Genomic DNA, 19,515 nt, shown 5'->3' on the forward strand with positions numbered 1-19,515 from the left:
TTACTCTCGGGCAAAAGGACTACTAGATAACCAGGAATTAATATTCCTGGTTAGGGCCTTGGGACCAACAACAACAAGGTCTTGAGCGTTAATGACACGACGATAAGTATCATGGCCAATCCAAACGTCTGTTAGGGTTTTTACCGAAGACGTAAAAAAGACATCAACATCATGCCCTGGATCTTTTACACAGATATCAACATCCTCAGGGGAAACGATCAACCACCAATTTGGATGGTCTATAATATCAAGAAATTTAAACTGAATAATCGTATGATCTCCGGGTAGTTTTTCTTTGATGATACTGCGTTGAAGGCAGGTCATCAGAAATTCCACATCATAATCTTCGTCAGTCAGATTATCTTTTGCCCATTTCATTCCCCAGTCTCCAAGAGATAGAATAACAGGCAAGAGGTCTTTCATCGGTTCGGTGGGAAGGTATTCGTAGCCTCGACGTCCCGAGACCATACGCTTATATAAAAGACCATTCTCTTCGAAAGCTTTCAATCGCGTAGTCAATAAGGTCGGAGAGATTGATGATAAACCATTTTTTATCTGCGAAAATCGATTAGCACCCATCAACAATTCCCTGATGATGAGCAAAGACCAACGATCACCCAGAAGCTCAGTCGCTTTTGCGATGGGACAAAATTGACCATATTTAATTGTTTTTACCATAGATAGGACGATAGCTTAGAACCTCACGCAATACTAGGTACAAATTTTGTAGTTAATTAATACATTTTCTGCTCTGTCTTATACTCATGCACCCCGTTACATCTTTTTCAATCACGTTTGGAGAAGAAAAATGTTTGATCTAGAAATATTGACTCCCCTGTCTTTGCCAGTAGCAGAAGCATGCGTCTTATTGAAAAAAAAGCAAGAATTAGGTTTTGTTCCCAACATCTACGGGGTTATTGCCGCGTCCTCCCCTGCATTGAAAGCGTTCGATGAGTTGAACCTACATTTTGCTCAGGCCTCATTTTCAGACACAGAAAAGCAAGTTATTGAGCTTGTTGTGAGTATTGAAAATACATGTGGTTACTGTGTAGCAGGGCACAGTTTGTTCGCGAAAATGTTGGCCGTTCCTGATGATATTATTCAGGATCTTAGAAACCACAGGCCCCTGACAGATCGTCGATTGGGTGTGCTGGCTGAGGCGACCAAGGAAATCGTGAGGCGAAAGGGGGAGATCTCAGATTCAACCCTGAAGGGATTCTATGAAGTTGGCTATAGCGGCGTTCACTTGCTTGAGTTGATTCTTGGTATTGCACTCAAAATGTTCAGTAATTTTGTTGCGAAATCAACTCAGTTGGATCTTGACGATGCCTTCAAAGACCATGCTTGGCCCCCCTCTTAGTAGTTTGCGTGTAGCTAAACATAAAGTTCATATTCACAGAAATTAAGGAGAATAACTATGACAAATCAACAAAAATCTGAAGAATTTGCCGGCCAAGTGGTCGCTGATGTAGCAGCAGCTATTTCTGGTGTCATGACCAGTATTGGACATAAGCTCAAGCTTTACAAAAATATGGCTTCCAAAGGTTGGATGTCCAGCGAGCAACTCGCATCTAACTCTGGCCTTCACGAGCGTTACGTTCGTGAATGGCTTAACAATCAAGTCGCCGGGGGGTATGTTGAGTATGACAAAAGCATGCATCTTTACTGTCTTCCTGACGCTCATCTTCCAATTTTGGTTGACGAAGACAGTCCCTTTTTTTTAGTGCCAGCTCTAGAAGTGGTTGCCTCACTTTGGCATGATGAAGGCAAAATTCAGCAACTTTTCACAACAGGAGAGGGAATGGCATGGGGGGATCATCATCATCGGCTCTTCTGCGGGAGTGAATCGTTATTCAGGCCTGGCTATGAGACTTTTTTGATAGATGACTGGATCGCTTCTGTGCCTTCTTTGCAGGAAAAGTTATCTATGGGTATTAAAGTCGCTGATGTGGGTTGCGGTCACGGGGTATCTAGTATTTTACTTGCGAAGGCCTTTAAAAAATCGCAGATCATCGGATATGATAACCATGCAAAATCAATTTCAACAGCCAATGAAAGAAGTCAGGCTGCAGGAAGTCCCAAAAATTTGAGTTTTGTTTGCCAGGATGCCAAAAGTTATACTGAGAAAAACTTCGATCTCTTATGTTTTATGGATTGTTTACATGATATGGGCGATCCAGTGGGAGCAGCGCGCCATGCTTATAATTCACTTAAGGAAGGCGGCCAGATTTTTCTAGTAGAGCCTGCAGCAAATGATTGTGTTAGTGATAATATCAATCCTGTCAGTCGTCTATACTATGCAGCATCAACAAGTGTCTGTGTTCCCTGTTCGCGGTCTCAGGACGTTCAAGCAGGTCTGGGGGCACAAGCGGGTCAAAAACGATTAAGCGATATTTTAAAAGAGGCTGGCTTTAGAAATGTGAAGCGCGTTGCCGAGACGGCTTTTAATATTATTTTAGTGGCATCAAAATAAACTAGACTTGTCACTCAGCACTAGGCTTAAACATGACTGCCGCATACTGTGGGGCAGTTTTTAAGTTGATCTTTCTGAGGTGTTAGAGGTTTCAAAGGTGCAGGCCTTTCAGTTTATTCTTAGTTACTCATATAATGCTTTAGAAGTCGTCATCTTGAAAAGATACAATGATCCATTCTTTTTCACAATTTAGGTAATTAGGCACGCCGAATTTAAATAGAATTTAGGATGAGCTATTCTATTTTTTTGGTAAACTGACACTAAAAGTAGAACCAATATCCACTTGGCTTTCTATTGATAATTTACCATTGTGAAGAGCGATAAGGCCTTCAACAATAGCGAGGCCAAGTCCTGACCCTTCAATGGCAGTATTCCATGGGTCGAAGATGCCTCTATCAAACCGTTTAGTAATATTCTTAAGTATTTCTGGAGGCATACCAAAGCCTTGGTCTGAGACGCTTATTTCTACATGAGAGGGGCTATTTTTAATGGTCATGCTAATTTTAGTTTTAGGGTCACTAAATTTAATGGCATTGCTGATCAGATTGAGAAGAATCTGTTTTAGCGCGCGTTCATCAGCCAGTATACTTTCTGGGGCTTCCTCAATGTTACATGTGAGTTCCATCTCTTTTTGCAGTAAGAGAGACCCAACATAAGACGTAATGTCTTCTGTTAGAGCCCGTATCAAAATGGTTGATTTACGAATTTCTAATTCATTGGCATCAATAGAAGATAATTCGAGTAAATTATTGATGAGGTCCAAGAGGAAAAGTCCTGAATTATGGATATCCTGTACATATGATTTATAAATGTTTGGTGTTACTGCTCCATGAATTTCATGAGAAATAGCATCAGAAAACCCTATGATAGCATTCAACGGTGTTCTCAGTTCGTGGCTCATGTTTGCGAGAAAGCGCGCTTTGGATATGTTCGCTTTTTCTGCAATTGATAAGGCGTCTAACATCGCTTGTTCGGTATTTTTTGTGTCTGTGATATCTCTGACAATAGCAAAGATGCCAGGCTCATCATCATAAAGTATTCTTGTTAACGTCACTTCAGCATAGAAGTTTTGGCCTGACTTTCTACTGTGGATCCATTCAAAACGATTGTAGCCCTCAGTAAGGGCAGTCTGCATCATTTCCTCTGCCTTATCAAAGGAGGTTTTGCCGCAGAATTGATACTCGGGAGATACCGCAGAAGGGTGTATAGTTTCCATTTCTGCTGCCGTCGCATATTCAAACATTCGAGCAGAAGATTCATTGCAAAGAACAAAAGTGTTCTCACTCATGAGCATCATTGCGTCATCAGATTTTTCAAAAAGGGATCTATATTTTGCTTCGCTCTCAGAGAGGGCAATTTGATGCCGTTTTAACTCATTCACAAGATGACATTCTGACAGTCTCGCCCCAAGCATAGAGGCGATAATCTTCATGAAATCTAGATGGTCTTGATTGAAGAAATTAACTTGTGTGCTCTCACAATCGATCACACCATATAATTTCCCCTCATGGACAATTGGAATTGCGATCTCAGAACGCATATTATTAAGATCAGATATATAGCGCTCATCAAGGAGGATATCGCCTATGATTTCACTCTTTTTACTGAGAGCGACAGAGCCGGTAATACCCTTGCCGAGAGGAATGTTAATAGCCTCATGAATTGTTCTCGATTCATTCTGTTTCTCACCGAAGGCAGCGATTTGAACGAGTATGTCTTTACTTTCATCAAAACAATAAATAACACAGTCTTCTAACTCAAGCTTGCCAACAATTTCTTCAACAACATACCAAGACAAATCATGTTGAGTGTTTAGTCTTATCAAGTCTTGTGCAAATTGGCTGATTAATTGTAGATGGGTGTTCATTTTTTCTCCCCAATATGGATATGATCAAAAATCAAGATGGAAAGCAATATTATTTTTCAGAAGGAGTATTTTTTTTACTATGGATTGTGGGGTCGTCTTGTTACGGTGTGGTGTGAATTAAATCTGGGGATGTCATGCAGTTAGTCGAGCGCAATATACTTCTTTTTTTAGGTGTGTTTTCTATATTTATGGGTGTGCTTATTTATTGGCGTGAAGTCTATGATGGATATTCTCTAAGTTTAGGGGGGGTGTTGTTATGGCAAGGGGCCATTTGGATGGTTTGGTATCCGATGTTCAAGGGGATGGCCTATGTTTCCCTGAAGCTTGATCGAAATGAGACCCATAAAAATAAATATATCATTGCTGTGTTATCTGTAACATTTCTCAGTGCGCATTATGGGTATTATTTTCTATTAAGTGATGCTCTCAGTCCGCTTAACCCCTTTCCAAAGACAGTTTACGGCGTTTATCCATATTTCTTTATTTTCTATGTGATGATCGACATAATTCTAATTTGGAGTTTGTGGGCTCGGCTAGGGACATTCAAAATACTAGAAGATAAACCATCAACAGAATTGGAAGATATTATTACTGTTAAAAAGGGCAGTAATAATATTTTGGTCCGACCGGAAGAAATTCTATGGGTGGCAGCGGAAGACTATTATGCTCGTATTCATATAAAGGCAGATAGTTTTTTAATCCGCGAACCTCTAAAAGTGCTAATCGATCGTTTACCTCAGGATGATTTTGTTCAAATCCATCGCTCAACTCTTGTTCATAAAGGGTTTGTTGAGAGCTATTCCCCTCAGGCAGTCACCCTTAAAAATGGTGAGAGCAGACGCGCATCTAAAGCTGGATTAAAGCGCCTGCAAGAAAAGTTTGAGGCCAGACCTTCCTCTGGGGTGTGAGATCGTCGCCATCATTCGCTGCAAATACCTGTACATTCCCTGCAATGACCTTGTAATTCAGGACATTCATGCAACCTTTCCTTATCAAAAAAATGAGGAGATTTAAATGAAACAGATAACGACAGTCGCTGCAATGGCCTTGATCATGGCAGGCTCTGCCCCAGCTAGTGAACAAGTGAATCAACAAGAAGATCCTAAGCGAGATGGCAAGTTAATCATCCAGATTACATTGGATCAATTTCGATCAGACTATTTGGTACGCTATAAACAAGCCCTTACAAAAGGCTTTCGAACCATTACCGAGAAGGGTGTCGGAAAAGTTCAGGGATATGTCGATCACGCGATTACCAATAGCCATCCAGGGCATGCCTCTCTAGCGACAGGCGCCTATCCTAGAACTCATGGATATTCTGCCAACGAATGGTGGGACTATGTTGACGGAAAGTGGCGTTGGGTTGATGGAGCCATTGATCACAAGACAACGATCATCGGGAACGACAAGCGCCCGGGGTATTCTCCATTTTCTATGCGAGTGCGGTCTCTATCGGATTGGGTTTTAAAAGCTGATAAAAAAGCAAAGTCTATTGCGCTGAGTTCTAATGAGACTGTTGTAAGCTATGCAGGGAAAACCGGGCGAGATGCATTTTGGTATGATCGAGAAGAAGGAAGGTTTATCACCAGCAGTTATTTTAGGCAGGATTACCCTAAGTGGGTCGAGAAGTTTAACGCCGAGAGTTTAGAAGACTATAAAGCTGAAGAATGGGCTTTGTCTTTGCCTGATAATTTGCAAGGCTTAGCAGATAAAGACGATCAATCTTATGAAGATTTTGGCAACCATTATGTCTTTCCGCATCGCTTTGCCGACGAGTATAATCCAGAGCATGAAACCCGCAGTCGTCAAACTCAGTTAGATTATTGGTTCTATGAGATCCCGATGGTAGATTTAGCGGTGTTGGATTTGGCCAAAAAGGCCATCAAGGCAGAAAAGCTTGGTCAGCGAAATTCAGTTGATTATCTAGCACTTTCTTTAGGGTCTCTGGATAATATAGGTCACATTTATGGAGGCTATAGTCTGGAAACCTTGGAGGCACTTTATCTCTTTGATCATGCCCTTGCAGGCTTCATACAGTTTTTAGATGCTTCTATCGGTCGTGATCATTATATCCTCTCATTATCAGGGGATCACGGGGCCCCAGACCCTATTGAGCGTACCATAGCTAAAGGTGGTGAAGCTTATCGGATTCCACAGGAGGAAATTGAAAATCTTCTGGATCATATTGATGAAATAGGGGCGGCCCATGAAGGCAGTCAGTCTGCCTTGGTTTCTAAGATTGAATCCGCCTTAGAGAAAGAGCCTTATATCGCAGATGCAGTCACTGAGGCTGAGGTTTATGGTCTTAAACCAAGTTCAAACCCCTATATGGATCTCTATAGAAAGTCATGGGTGAGAGGGCGTGTGGCTGATTTTCCGTTATGGACGACCAAGCCTCATAGGGACCACCATCCTGCTCGGTATGGAATTTACGTTCAATATAAACCGAATACGCATTTTGGCTATGGCATGGTTGTGCACGGATCTCCCTATGACTATGACCGCTTAGTGCCAATTTTCTTTTTTGGGGGTGGGGTTGTTGACCAAAAGCTGAGAGAGGCCCGGACAATTGATGTGGCGCCTACCTTAGCAAAGTGGATGGCTCTTCCTTACCCTGAGACTGTTGATGGGAAACCCTTGTTTAAAAAAGAAAGTAACTAATCGTAAGGTCAATAGTCCGAGACAAGAAAACCAGACTCAAACATGGCTGTGAAGCTGCTGTTTGAGTCTAGCCAAGGTGTCCTTTAGGGCCTTAAAAATATAATGACGTTGCCTTTTCCTGTGCTAAGCTAAGTTCATATCTTGCAGGGAGGGATAGAAATGGCTGAGTTAAATGGCTTTGAATATGATGTGGTTGTTGTGGGATCTGGTGCTGGCGGCGGCATGGCGGCTTACACGCTTACCAAGGAAGGCTTGCGTGTCTTAATGCTTGAAGCGGGTCGTGATTATGATCCAATTGAAGAGACGCCCATGTTTCAGACAAATGCCGAAGCGCCCCTCAGAGGCACAAGTAATAAAGATAAAAATTTTGGTTATTATGATGCAACTGTAGACGGCGGCTGGCAAGTGCCAGGCGAGCCATATACCATGGCTGAAGGTACAAAATTTATGTTATGGCGGGCTCGAATGCTTGGCGGGCGAACAAATCATTGGGGGCGTCTTGTCCCGCGGTTTGGGCCCTACGACTTTAAACCGAAAACCCGAGATGGCTATGGTGAGGATTGGCCGATTGATTATGATGAGATTGAACCATGGTATGATAAAACGGATCACCTCATCGGGGTTTGCGGAGATAATCCTGGCGTTGATAATATTCCTGACGTGACCGAAGGCGTTATGCAGCCGGCCCCGGAACCAAGGGTTATGGAAATCTTGTTAAAGAAGGCTTGCGAGAGTTTAGATATTCCTGTTGTGAAAATGAGAAGAGCGGTCATGACAGAAGACAAAGGTGATGGCCGATCTCCTTGTTTCTGGGCTACAAACTGTGGTCGGGGCTGTTCGATTGGTGCGGCTTTTCAAACCACGACAAGTCTTATTCCTTTTGCCAAGGCAACAGGTCGCTTGAAAGTGGTGACGGATGCTATGGTGAAATGGGTTCATACAGGAGAAGCCGGTCAGGCAAATGCTGTAACCTATGTGGATCGTCAGACAGGTAAAGATGTAAAACTTAAAGCCCCCCGTGTAGTTTTAGCACCCAGTGCAACTGAAACAGCTCGTATTCTTTTGAATTCAAAAAGCAAAAAATATCCAAACGGGCTCGCCAACTCTTCGGGGCAGGTTGGTCGCAATTTGATGGATAGTACTGGTGCAGGGGTTAGCGGTCATGTTCCGGCGATGCAAGGTCGACCGCGCTATAATGAAGACGGCCATACAGGTAATCATTATTATGTACCGTGGTGGGGCTATCAGGATCAAGCAAAAGGGAAATTGAATTTTCCACGCGGGTATCATTTTGAATTCGGAGGCCGTTTCTCAGAACCGAATATATGGACAGGCGGTGGCGTTGACGGTTATGGCAAAAAGGCGAAGCAAGCCGTGAGGGATAAATACGGAAGTTCTATTGGGTTTTCTTTACGCGGTGAGATGGTGCCCAATGAGAATTGCTACTGCGAGATTGATTCTGAAGTCAAAGACAAGTGGGGCATCCCTGTCTTGAAATTCCACTGGAAGTGGGCAGAAAGTGAAATCAAACAGGTTGAGCATGGCTTAAAATGGGGGGAAAAGATTATTAAAGCCATGGGCGGTGTCGTAACCTCACCAAAGCGAACAGGAGAAGAAGCGATCTTAGCGGGGGGGCAAATCATCCATGAAGTTGGGACCACCCGTATGGGAGATGATCCTAAAACTTCTGTCACCAATAAGCATGGCCAAACTTGGGATGTTGACAATCTTTTTGTAATGGACGGGGGAGTTTTTGTTTCAAGCCCTCATCAAAATTGCACTATTACCATCATGGCACTGGCGATGAAGAATGCGACTTGGATGTCGAAACAGATCAAAAGAGGGGTTTTATAATGACTGCTTTTAGAAAAGATATTGATCGGCGCACCTCTATGAAGTGGATGGCCAGTATGGCAGCAACCGTACTTTCCGCGAGTGCAGGGACCTATGAAACACTGGCCGCTGACGCTTACGGGGAAGAAAGTTCAACCTGGCCGGCCTTGACATTAAAGAGGATCACAGGTCCTGGGTATGGAACAGATCCTGATCTTGTGTCTCCTAAAACGCCGTGGCCTTTGACATTGAGCACAGAGGAGAAGCTCCTGTTAACACGTCTATCGGATTTAATTTGTCCAGAGGATTCAGGGGGGCCGTCTGCCAGTCACGTCGGAGTTGTTTCAGTCATAGACGAATGGGTCAGTGCACCCTATAGAAGCCAGCAAAATGATCGCATGCTGGTTATTCCAGGCCTTCAATGGGTAAACGAAGAAGCCCAGCGTCGCAGCGGAAGATCTTTCTTGGATAGTTCGAACAAACAGCAAGAAGCGATTCTTGATGCTATTGCTTATGCCGATAAAGGTTTTGGGGAAGAGCTTAAAATGCCGAAAAGATTTTTCTCCAAACTAAGGCAGTTGGTTTTTGGTGCTTATTTTTCAAGCCCTGAAGGGATGAAAGATATTGGTTATATGGGGAATGTTCCGATAGAAGGACCATGGCCAGGGCCTACACGGGAAGCGTTAGAGCACCTAAACACTGTTTTAGAGAATCTCGGTTATAAACCGGAACCTATCCCGTTAGTTCAAGAGTAAAAGGAAGAAGGTCATGATTAAACGTTTGAAAAAAGTTGGGTGTATTATGGGATTCTGTCTTGCTGTAGCCTGTGCAGAAGTCTCACTTTCAGAAAAAGAAAAGGGCTCTGAAGATAAGGCCTCAAAAGACAAGGGCTGGATAATCTTATTTGATGGCTCTTCCACAGAGCAGTGGCGCACATACCTAAGCGATGATTTGAATAAAGAATGGCAGATTATCGATGGGGCACTGACTTTGACGAAGAAAGGGGGCGGAGACATCATTTCGAAAGGCACTTATGGTGATTTTATACTTGAATTGGAGTGGAAAATTTCGGCAGGCGGAAACAGTGGTATCTTTTACCATGTGATTGAAGATGCCAAATACAGTAAAGTCTATCTCACAGGGCCAGAATATCAACTGCTCGATAATAAAGGTAGAAGTGAGCCACCTCTTGAGCAAGCAGGATCTCTGTTTGCCCTTTATGCTCCGACTACTGATGTCACAAAACCGGTTGGAAACTATAATAAATCCCGGCTCGTGGTGAGAGGTGCAAAAGTTGAGCACTATCTTAATGGAAGCCTTGTGACGGCTTATGACAGAGAAAGCTCTGACTATCAACAACGAGTGGCAGCGAGTAAATTTGGGAAATGGCCAGGCTTTGATAGTACCAAAACGGGACACATAGCCCTGCAGGATCACGGTGATGTGGTGGCTTTTAAGAATATTAGAATTAAGGACCTTTCAAACTAGAAGTTAGGCTTCTTTTCGATTTGAAGGAGGCTCAGCCAAGCTTTTCCGGTAAGCGCTAGGTGTGAGGCCAGTTTGGGCTTTAAATGCTCGTGTGAAGGGGCCGATTGATGCGAATCCACTCTCTAAGCTTATGGATAGGATTGACATTTTTCTCTTTTCTGGATCTGAAAGCAGACGGCAGGAGTGGTCAATTCTTAGCTGGTTGACATATTGATTGAAATTCCGTGCCGCTAAGTCGTCTCTTATGGTTTGACTGATAAGATATTCAGAAATGTTTAATTCACGTGCGATATCAGCCACTTTAAGATTTTCATGCAAAAAGAGGGATTGCTCAATAAGCAGGCTTTTGATTTGATGGGCCAGAGAACCTGGGTTTTCTGTAGCTGACTCTATGTTGGATGCTGTTTTTGCGGCACTATCATTTGCAGCCTGTTTCATCAGTAATGGATGGGCTGTAATAAAATCAAAGCGGTTGGTATATTTCCAAATCATTAAGATAAAGGTATTTGTCATGACAAAGAGCAGGATTATAGCCAATATTATATCAATATCCTGAGCGCCTTCAGGCAGAAGACCTCTTGCTATTTTATTACCGACTAAAGCCACACCAAAGGTCAGGATAAAAAAGATCCTTTGGGCTTTTCCTTCGTTGGTGTCTTGCGCGAAACCTCTGCAGCCTTCCCAAACGGTAAGAACCAAAATACAAGAGGAGAGTAAGATTGTTAATTCAACTACAATATAGATCAGAAAGCCATCATAGTCTGGGTCAATATATCCGAGGCCTTTCATAAGGTGGAATCCCTGATTCATCACCACAAGCAGTGCAATGGCAACAGCAACAATTATATGTTGTTTTTCTATTGGGTTTCGTCGACGAAAGAAGACTCGAGAGAGTAACCAGTAACCATTGCATATAGCACTAGCCCCCATGCCAATAATATAGTGATAGGGGGCGATATAGTCAGCAGATAAATATTTGAGGGTCATTATGGCGGACGATAAGCAGAAAATAGCAAAGTATAAGTGCGCTTTTTGACCTTTGAAGGTCAGTAAGTGAAAGCCTACAAAAAGTAAACTCATAAAAAGGATGAAACTATTTAAGATCGTTAACGTCATGATGACTTCATACTCTAAAGTGGGTTTTTATGCCAGTTGTTCTGTTTTCTCTCGTGAAGTTTTTCAATTATTGCCATAAATGGGTACATTTTTTATGCCGAATTCCAAATTCGGTGCGCTTTATTTGTGCCTTGCGCATAAGTAGGATCTAAGTGAGCGATCCTTAGATGCCTGAGTCACAATAATGCGTATGACCGTGATTAAGGCAGGCCTAAATTCCCTCACCCATAAAAAAAAGAAAAACAGTGAGGAGAAATCCAATGACGAAAGAACGAGAGAAGTTAAAGTCACTAGTAACCCCCGCAGTCGCCAAAAATGCGATCGATATGTCAGCCAAATTTTGGTTTTTAACGGTGGTGATCGGGCAAGCAATTTTTTCATATTATATTCTGGCAGTCTATTATACAGCGATTGCAGCACAGAATACCCAAGATTTTAATATTGTTATGCCAGGAGGGTATGTTGAAGGGGATGTTTGGGGGAATATCGCCGTCGTGGCTCATGTACTTTTTGCGGCGATCATCACAGTAGGGGGGCTGGTCCAGCTGATTCCAGCTATTCGGAGTAAAGTGCCAGCCCTTCACCGGTGGAACGGACGGCTTTACATCTTAGCTGCAATGACGATGAGTTTAAGCGGGGCATTTATGATCCTCACAAGAAGTGATGTCATTGTTGGCAATATATTCGGTCATACCACGCTTATGATTAATGGCGTGATCATTATTGCCTGCGCAATTATGGCCGTTAAGAGAGCCAGGCAAAAACAATTTGTAAAACACCGAGTTTGGGCTCTGCGCTTGTTTATTGCAGTGAGTGGGGTCTGGATGTTTCGAATTGGCATGATGGCATGGATTACATGGCACGGTAGACCTGTCGGTATAGACACGGCTACATTTACAGGGCCATTTCTAACGGTCTTATACACATTGGTATACGTCTTTCCGCTTCTGTTTCTTGAAGTTTATTTAAGGGTACAGGCTCGTGGTTCGGCCAACCAGAGGCTCTTCACAGCTGTCGGGGTCGTGTTGGTAAGTCTGATTTTTGCAGGGGGCATTTTCGGCGCAACAATGGGGATGTGGCTGCCACGAATATCTTAGAACTGAAGGGCGGAGAATAGCTCAAAAGAAAATACTGGAAGGCATAGGCAAAAAGCCTGTGCCTTTTCCATGAAGGAGAGAAGAGTTCCTAAGCTTTTGTTAACCTCTTTAACTCTTGAGTTGAGGTTATGCGTAGGGTACAAACTACAAGAACTTGATAAGAGGGGGAATTCTTATGACATCTTTTCGTACTATCTTAAAAGCAGGCCTATCAGCATCAGTTGCTCTGATTTTATTTGCCGGCCCATCTGCAGGCGTTTCTGCAAAAGATAAATCTGTTCCTAAAGCGAACCCATTTTCTAATTTGAAGCCACGTATGATTGGTCCAGCTCATACTTCAGGGCGTATTTCTGATTTTGCAGTGCACCCACAGAAGAGTAATATATTTTATGTGGCGACCTCATCAGGTGGCATTTGGAAAACAGTCAATAACGGTATCACTTGGACCCCGATTTTTGATCGATATGGCTCGTATGCTATCGGTAATATTGAAATGGATCCCTCTAACTCAGATGTTCTCTGGGCTGGAACCGGCGAGAATAACAGTCAACGCTCTGTTGCCAATGGTGACGGTATTTATAAGTCTACAGATGGAGGCAAAAGTTGGTCTCACGTTGGCCTGAAGAACAGCGGTCATATTTCTACCATCTGGATCAATCCCGAAAATGGGAATCATGTTCGTGTCGCGTCCCAGGGACCCTTATGGAGTAGCGGTGGAGATAGAGGTCTTTTTGAGACCCATGACGGTGGAAAGACTTGGAAAAATCTTCTGGAAATTGATGAACATACAGGGGTAAATGAATTTGTTGTTGATCTCGCTAACCCTGATCATATGGTTGTCAGCAGTTATCAAAGGCGCCGCCATGTTTGGACCTTGATAAACGGGGGGCCTGGCAGTGGCATTCACCGTACGACAGACGGTGGTAAAACATGGACAAAAGTCCGGTCAGGGCTGCCTGGTGGGGATCTTGGTCGTATTGGCTTAGCAGCGGCGCCTAGTCAACCAGGCTTAGTATATGCCATTATTGAAGCCAATAAAGGCAAAGGAATATATGTCTCTGAAAACTTTGGGGTGAGTTGGACAAAGCGGTCCTCCCATATGACAACCAGTCCGCAATATTATAATGAGCTATTTGTCGATCCAAAAGATCCTAACAAAATATATTCAACAGATACGTTCACTCAGGTTTCCAAAGATGGAGGACGGACATGGAAATGGCTGTCTGTGAGATCCCGTCATGTGGATGATCATGCTTTATGGATTAACCCGAAGAATACTGACCATCTCATCATTGGGGGAGACGGCGGTGTTTACGAATCTTATGATGCAGGGGATCAGTGGCGTCATATGGGGAATTTGCCCATAGCGCAATTTTATCGCATTACGCCTGATAATTCTGCGCCCTTCTATAATGTTTGTGGCGGGACACAGGATAATAACAGCCTATGTGCTCCGAGCCGAACGACAAGTGTTCACGGCATTCTCAATCATGATTGGCAGATCATTTTAGGCGGCGATGGCTATAAAGCTGTCTTTGATCCTGAAGACCCTAATATTATCTATACACAGTATCAATATGGTGGATTGGCGCGTTTTGATAAGCGCACATCTCAGAAGGCTTATATTACACCGCAGCCAGCGAGCGGAGAAAATAAATATAAGTGGAATTGGAATACACCGATTATTGTTAGCCCACATAAATCAACACGAATTTACTATGCGGCTGAAAAGCTTTTCAAATCTGATGACCGAGGGGATAACTGGACGGTTGTAAGTCCTGATCTAACACGGCAGTTGGATCGCAATAAACTGAAGGTTATGGATCGTGTTTGGAGCGTGGATGCTATTGCTAAGAATGATAGTACATCCATCTATGGGAGTATCATTGGATTAAGTGAGAGTTCTTTGAAGGAAGGTCTTCTTTATATCGGTACTGATGATGGTCTTATACAAATTACAGAAGACGGTGGGAAGACGTGGCGCAAAGTAAGTCAGTTTAAGGGTGTCCCTGATATGTCTCTTATCGAGGATGTCGTGGCTTCTGTACATGATGAGAACGTTGCATATGCTGCTATAGATAACCATAAACGCGGTGACTATAAGCCTTATCTTCTTAAAACAACAGATAAGGGTAAGAAATGGAAGCTGATTAGCAAGGGTTTGCCAGCAAGGGGGTCTGTTCATACCATTGCTGAAGACCATAGAGATCCAAATCTTTTATTTGCCGGGACTGAGTATGGGTTGTTTTTCACTCAAGATGGCGGCGATAATTGGACGCAAATAAAAAATGGTTTCCCAACCATAGCAGTGCGTGATCTTGAAATTCAACGTCGAGAGAATGATTTAGTCATTGGTACGTTTGGGCGCGGGATTTATATTCTTGATGATTATTCACCACTTCGCCTCAAAGCCGCAGACGTTGCTGAAGCGAAAGCGACACTCTTTAGCGTGAAAGATGCTTGGCAATATATACCGTCCACACGTTTTGGAAATAATAGAAGAGGATCAAGAGGTGATCAGTTGTTTAGCGCCGATAACCCCGATTATGGTGCAATCTTTACCTATCACTTAGGGCATAGTCTTATGACAGAGAAGGCGAGGCGTATGAAATCGGAAGGAGAAAAAGCTAAAAAGGGCGAAGATACTCCTTATCCGACTTTTGACGTTTTGCGCCGTGAATCTGTGGAGGAAGCGCCTGCTGTGGAATTTATTATTCGTGATGAAAAAGGGGCCATCGTAAGAAAACTCAATGGGCGAACAGCAAAAGGTATGCACCGCGTTGCTTGGGACTTACGACATGAAGCGCCTGACTCTGTTTCATTTGCCAAAAGACGTGAGTTGTTGCCTTGGGAATCGCCGCCACGCGGCGCACTTGTTGTTCCAGGCCGGTATACTGTTGAACTGGGCCTTCGCGAAAAAGGCAAGCTGGTGATGGTCGAAGATCAAAAGCAGAGCTTTACGGTTAAGGCGCTTGTAAAAAGCCCTGAAGAAACTGAAGATAGAGCAGCGTTAACAGACTTTATGCAAAAAACGGTGGATCTAGAAAAGGCCTTACTTTCTGCTACCAGCAGCAGTCGGGCATTTTCAAATCGTCTCCGGTATTTGAAAGCAGCAATTCTTAGAACGCCGGCCTTGGATGAAGAGTATGGTGTCCGTTTAAGGGCTGTAGAAGCACGATTGAAGTCTGTGAACGTCGCATTGTTTGGGGATAGTGCCATTGCCTCTATCAATGAGCCTACTCCTATGTCGATCCGTCAACGTGTAGGTACGATTACGGGGCATTGGGGGGCTGTATGGAAAGTGCCTGGGGTGCATAAGCGGGCATATAAAATTGCTGCGAGTGAATTTGCTGGGGCGCAGGCTGAATTGAAAGCTATTTCTGAAGCTCTTTTGACCCTTGAAGCAGAGGCGACAAAAGCAGGCGCACCGCATACGCCAGGTAGGCTCTCAGACTGGTCTGAGAAATAATTCAAAGAGGAATTGATTTTCATTCTATAAACTTGAAAGTGCCTGAAGTGAAAGCTTTAGGCACTTTTATTATAGCATGTGATCTAATAAGGATTATTTTAATGAGGAAACAGGTCTGACATCAGAATAGCGCGACAGGGCAAACCACCGCGCTGCAGTTTTCATCAGGTAATGATCTCCGGTCAGGGTCATTGCTTGTGAAGCGAGCTCTTCTTTCAATGTGCTATCTCCCATCCATACGGAAACCATAGAGATTAGTGAGGATACTATATAAATATCAATATCAAATCCAGGATCCTCTGTGCATAAATCAACAGTGCCATTTTCAATGATGAGCCACCATTTTTTATAAGTCTCTTGCTCAGGGAATTGTACAGATAATACTGTTTTACCGTCCGGCAATTCATCAAGATTGAGGGAGCGGTGGAAGTCCCACATGAAGCCTGCTACATCAATATCTTCATCTTTAAGGCTTCTGCGGGTCCATCTCAGGCCCCACCTTGAAAGGTGGTCAATGATAGGACCCAATTCTCTACCACTTTTTGTCAGCCTATATTCGCCACCCTTTTTACCAGAAACTGTTCTTTTTATAAGCAATCCAGCCGTTTCCATGTCTTTTAGACGGCCACTCAGAACCGTTGGAGAGATGCGTGCAATTGCTTTTTGAAAGTCATTATATCGATGGGCCCCTAGAAATAGTTCTCTCAAAATTAAAAGAACCCATTTATCCCCGATAATGGCAGAGGCCTTTACCGCAGGACAAAGACTGCCAGACTTATTTTCTGATTTGTTCATACTCAGGATACTACACATTCCGTAGTGAATTACTACTACTTTCATGGCCCGGTTACTACGACTGGCGTAGTATCATTTTCTTCAGAGTCTGCCTAGTATTTTTCTAGTTTCATTAGATAGAAAGGTCGATAAAATGAAGACACTCGATAGATTTAAAGATGCAATAACACGCAAATACCGTCAAAGTTTTACCAAACAAATTACGCAGTTGGGGCAGTCCTATCTGGAAGAAAAGGAGAGGGCTATAGTTCGCGATTATGCCGCGACAAGTTCCAACTTTGTACCAGCTGATCAAACTCTTTATTCTGCGGTAAAGCCAGGTCAGTATGATCAAGCATATATTCCCATCGGTGTGCATGAAAAGATCGGAGGGAAGGGTGACTTTCCAAACCCAGGCGAATTATTCTGTGCATCCCTCGCAGCTTGCTTAGACAGTTGCATACGATTAATTTCTACCCGCATGGGGGTTGAATTAACTGAATTGAGTGTTGCTGTTGAAGGTGTCGTCGATATCCGTGCAACACTAAGGTTAACTCAAGACGTTCCTGTTGGATTTAAGTCCTTAAAGATAAACGTTCTTTTAGAGGCTCATCATGACATCTCTCAGGACATATTAGATGCCATTGTTAAAGCAGCTGAGCATAGCTGTGTTATTCTCCAAACACTTAAATCTCAACCCTCTATTGATCTGGAGGTCAGACCAACTTCCAGCAATGCTGAAGCAGCCTAAAGAAAGGACAGGAGGTAGAAAATGTCTATTTTTCATTTAACATTTGGCACGATCACCTATGCGATATTTTGGGGCGTGTTCAGTTACCTTATAATTTTTATGGGGGGCGACTTCATTGGGGTTTATGTTCCTTCCCTAGAGGCCCTTGAGCTGAAAACAATTAATTCAGGGACAAGTATTGGGGCTATACCAGGTGTCCCCCCCCTCATGCACAATATAATTTTGCTTATAGTGTTTGGATTTCAACATAGTCTAATGGCAAGGTTAGGGTTTAAAAATATTGTCACAAAATATATCCCAAAAGAAAGTGAGCGCAGCTTTTATGTTTTGACCACCTGTGGCTATTTGATCTGGCTTTATCTTTCTTGGTACCCCTTATCAGACGACATTTGGCATCTTGATGGCCTGTTTCACGGGCTGATAACCGCCCTGTTTTTGGGAGGAGCTCTTGTCGCTCTATGGTCTACTTTTCTAATCAATCACTTTCAGCTGTTTGGTATCTCTCAGGCCTGGCATGCTTTTAAAGGCACACAGCCACTTGCAGATTGTTTTCAAGAGAAGGCTCTCTATAAATATTCACGCCATCCTCTCTATTTAGGCATGCTGACAACGTTTTGGTTCGTCCCTACGATGACAACAGGACATCTGCTCTTTTCAGCCATCTGGACAGCTTATATCTTTATAGGGATTGGCTATGAGGAAAGAGATTTAATGCACTCTTTAGGAGATAAATATCGGGAGTATATGATGAGGGTCCCACAGCTAATCCCGCTGGGACGTCGAAAATAGCTTTATGGAGGGAGAGGATAACTCTCCCTTTTTCTAAAAAAGTGAATCTCTTCTCTTGTGTTATGAGAATTATGTTACTATATAACATAAAAATGGAGGTGAGAGATGATTACAATATCCAAGAATAAAGGCCCATTTTTTGATAAAGTAGGTATTCTAGTTTCTACGGTTTGTCTTCTTCATTGCATGATTGTACCTCTTCTTTATCTTATCTTTCCTTTCGCACTTTTTCCTTTTCTTAGCAGTGAATGGGTTCATCTTACGCTTGCATCCCTAGCGGTTCCCATAGCAATAGCCGCGATGAAAATGGGATATTCTAAGCATGGATCTAAACGCCCTCTGTACATTGTTCTTTTGGGTATGCTAATGCTGTGGGGGGCACTGTTAGCTCATGATTCACCCTGGCTGGAAACGATAGTTGCTGTGATTGGAGCAGCAAGCATAGCAATGGCTCATCACCTCAATCACACTTTGATGGGAAAACCGAGATGACTTCAACTGAAATCAAGAGATCTGTTGAAACTGCTGCGCCACTCATAGAGGTGAGTAATTTAAAGCATGCCTTTCAGGAACAGGTTGTCTTAGATATTCCCCGTTGGCAGATAGAAGATGGTCAGCATAGTTTAATCCTTGGCCCTTCGGGCAGTGGTAAAACAACCTTACTTTCCATCCTAACGGGTTTATTAAAACAATCTGAAGGGATCGTGACTGTTTTAGGGGAAACTCTAGCGCATATCCCCTCTCGTCAAAAAGATCGTTTTAGAGCTCAGCATTTCGGGGTCGTGTTTCAAGATAATCATCTTATATCCAGCTTAACAGTTCGTGAGAATATAGAAATCACTCAGCAAATTACAGGCGGAAAAGCTGATTGGGAGTGGGCTAAGCATTTACTAAATGAGTTGGGTATTTTCAGCAAAGTGTCTAAGAAACCAAATGCACTTAGTCGCGGTGAAGCTCAACGTGTTGCTCTTGTTTGTGCTGCTATGTCACGTCCTCAGATATTGATAGCAGATGAACCAACGTCAGCTTTGGATGATCATAATACCGAGAAAGTTATTGGCTTATTCAACAAATTAGCCCGAGAAGTGAATTCAACGTTATTGATTGCCACTCACGATCAAAGATTAAAAAGATTATACGATCATCAATTGTCTCTGAACCTTCTTCACACTGAAAAGGGAGAAGTATCGTGAACAT

17 protein-coding genes are annotated in these 19,515 nt (G+C 43.1%); 13 read left to right on the forward strand and 4 right to left on the reverse strand.

All coding sequences use genetic code 11. The features are described from left to right. Nucleotides 1–678, reverse strand: coding sequence for a winged helix-turn-helix transcriptional regulator (locus tag QGN29_RS09550; RefSeq protein WP_310797626.1), 678 nt, complete (start codon nt 676–678; stop codon nt 1–3). 130 nt (nt 679–808) lie between these two features. On the opposite strand from QGN29_RS09550, the gene QGN29_RS09555 reads away from it, so the two are divergent. Next, entirely contained in the window at nt 809–1,360 is a 552-nt protein-coding gene (locus QGN29_RS09555) for a carboxymuconolactone decarboxylase family protein (RefSeq protein ID WP_310797627.1), read from the forward strand. A gap of 57 nt (nt 1,361–1,417) precedes the next feature. After that, nucleotides 1,418–2,473 (forward strand): class I SAM-dependent methyltransferase, encoded by a 1,056-nt coding sequence (locus QGN29_RS09560; RefSeq protein ID WP_310797628.1) that lies wholly within the window; start codon nt 1,418–1,420, stop codon nt 2,471–2,473. Between the two features lie 238 nt (nt 2,474–2,711). Here the strand turns inward: QGN29_RS09560 and QGN29_RS09565 are convergent, their stop codons facing one another. Beyond that, entirely contained in the window at nt 2,712–4,340 is a 1,629-nt protein-coding gene (locus QGN29_RS09565) for an ATP-binding protein (protein ID WP_310797629.1), read from the reverse strand. Between the two features lie 134 nt (nt 4,341–4,474). Here QGN29_RS09565 and QGN29_RS09570 point away from each other — a divergent pair, with 134 nt between their 5' ends. From QGN29_RS09570 to QGN29_RS09590, 5 genes are all read left to right on the forward strand, one after another. After that, entirely contained in the window at nt 4,475–5,248 is a 774-nt protein-coding gene (locus QGN29_RS09570) for a LytR/AlgR family response regulator transcription factor (RefSeq protein ID WP_310797630.1), read from the forward strand. A 106-nt stretch (nt 5,249–5,354) separates the two neighbouring features. Beyond that, the gene (locus tag QGN29_RS09575) at nt 5,355–7,001 is read left to right on the forward strand and encodes an alkaline phosphatase family protein (RefSeq protein WP_310797631.1); all 1,647 of its coding nucleotides are present in this window, start codon (nt 5,355–5,357) and stop codon (nt 6,999–7,001) included. 159 nt (nt 7,002–7,160) lie between these two features. After that, a complete protein-coding gene (locus tag QGN29_RS09580) occupies nt 7,161–8,855 on the forward strand; it encodes a GMC family oxidoreductase (protein WP_310797632.1) in 1,695 nt (564 codons plus the stop codon). Next, on the forward strand, nt 8,855–9,589 hold the full coding sequence (locus tag QGN29_RS09585) for a gluconate 2-dehydrogenase subunit 3 family protein (protein WP_310797633.1): 735 nt from the start codon (nt 8,855–8,857) through the stop codon (nt 9,587–9,589). The genes QGN29_RS09580 and QGN29_RS09585 overlap by 1 nt, the downstream gene beginning before the upstream one ends. Nucleotides 9,590–9,602: 13 nt before the next feature. Next, nucleotides 9,603–10,322 carry a 3-keto-disaccharide hydrolase gene (locus tag QGN29_RS09590; RefSeq protein WP_310797634.1) on the forward strand — a complete coding sequence of 240 codons (720 nt, stop codon included), beginning with the start codon at nt 9,603–9,605 and terminating at the stop codon, nt 10,320–10,322. Between the two features lie 3 nt (nt 10,323–10,325). Here the strand turns inward: QGN29_RS09590 and QGN29_RS09595 are convergent, their stop codons facing one another. Continuing rightward, nucleotides 10,326–11,438 carry a helix-turn-helix domain-containing protein gene (locus QGN29_RS09595; protein WP_310797635.1) on the reverse strand — a complete coding sequence of 371 codons (1,113 nt, stop codon included), beginning with the start codon at nt 11,436–11,438 and terminating at the stop codon, nt 10,326–10,328. 260 nt (nt 11,439–11,698) lie between these two features. On the opposite strand from QGN29_RS09595, the gene QGN29_RS09600 reads away from it, so the two are divergent. Continuing rightward, nucleotides 11,699–12,535: a DUF2306 domain-containing protein gene (locus QGN29_RS09600; protein ID WP_310797636.1), complete on the forward strand. Its 837-nt coding sequence runs from the start codon at nt 11,699–11,701 to the stop codon at nt 12,533–12,535. Nucleotides 12,536–12,710: 175 nt separating this feature from the next. Then, nucleotides 12,711–16,004 (forward strand): WD40/YVTN/BNR-like repeat-containing protein, encoded by a 3,294-nt coding sequence (locus tag QGN29_RS09605; protein WP_310797637.1) that lies wholly within the window; start codon nt 12,711–12,713, stop codon nt 16,002–16,004. Nucleotides 16,005–16,097: 93 nt separating this feature from the next. Here QGN29_RS09605 and QGN29_RS09610 read toward each other — a convergent pair whose 3' ends face one another. After that, nucleotides 16,098–16,799, reverse strand: a complete 702-nt coding sequence (locus QGN29_RS09610; RefSeq protein WP_310797638.1) for a winged helix-turn-helix transcriptional regulator — start codon at nt 16,797–16,799, stop codon at nt 16,098–16,100. A 133-nt stretch (nt 16,800–16,932) separates the two neighbouring features. Here QGN29_RS09610 and QGN29_RS09615 point away from each other — a divergent pair, with 133 nt between their 5' ends. The 4 genes from QGN29_RS09615 to QGN29_RS09630 all read left to right on the forward strand — a co-directional run bounded on the left by QGN29_RS09615 (nt 16,933) and on the right by QGN29_RS09630 (nt 19,511). Then, nucleotides 16,933–17,529: an OsmC family protein gene (locus QGN29_RS09615; protein ID WP_310797639.1), complete on the forward strand. Its 597-nt coding sequence runs from the start codon at nt 16,933–16,935 to the stop codon at nt 17,527–17,529. Nucleotides 17,530–17,550: 21 nt separating this feature from the next. After that, nucleotides 17,551–18,318: a methyltransferase family protein gene (locus QGN29_RS09620; RefSeq protein ID WP_310797640.1), complete on the forward strand. Its 768-nt coding sequence runs from the start codon at nt 17,551–17,553 to the stop codon at nt 18,316–18,318. Between the two features lie 105 nt (nt 18,319–18,423). Next, nucleotides 18,424–18,810 (forward strand): MerC domain-containing protein, encoded by a 387-nt coding sequence (locus tag QGN29_RS09625; protein WP_310797641.1) that lies wholly within the window; start codon nt 18,424–18,426, stop codon nt 18,808–18,810. After that, complete coding sequence (locus tag QGN29_RS09630) at nt 18,807–19,511, forward strand: ABC transporter ATP-binding protein (RefSeq protein WP_310797642.1); 705 nt, start codon at nt 18,807–18,809, stop codon at nt 19,509–19,511. Before QGN29_RS09625 ends, QGN29_RS09630 begins: the two co-directional genes overlap by 4 nt. Nucleotides 19,512–19,515 lie beyond the last annotated feature (4 nt).

The sequence above is a fragment of the Temperatibacter marinus genome (assembly GCF_031598375.1).
Taxonomy (GTDB): Bacteria; Pseudomonadota; Alphaproteobacteria; order Sphingomonadales; family Kordiimonadaceae; genus Temperatibacter; species Temperatibacter marinus.